Genomic DNA, 237 nt, shown 5'->3' with positions numbered 1-237 from the left:
CGCGGCCGCCTGCTCGCCGAAGGGCGAGCTCCTAGCGGCGACCGACGGCTACCCCACCGAGTTCAGCTGCCGCGCGCTCCTCGGCCGCATGCGCGCCGAGGCGCCGGACGAGCGCTCCTGGTCGATGACGCCCGACCTGCCGTCCGGCAAGGTCCACGTCTCGGTCACCAGCCTGGCCAGCGACACCGTCGGCGCCGTCGTGCTGGTGCACGACCTGCGCTACCTCGGCGAGCGCGA

At 74.7% G+C, this 237-nt stretch carries 1 protein-coding gene; it reads left to right on the top strand.

The annotated features are described in order from the left end of the window. A partial coding sequence (locus tag RAD10_RS42495; protein WP_461622090.1) for a hypothetical protein occupies positions 1 to 237 on the top strand: 237 nt, incomplete at both ends.

It is taken from the genome of Bradyrhizobium sp. 23AC, from assembly GCF_054863025.1.
The sequence above is the reverse complement of the archived record's forward strand: the minus strand, read 5'-3'. Positions and strand labels throughout refer to the sequence as shown.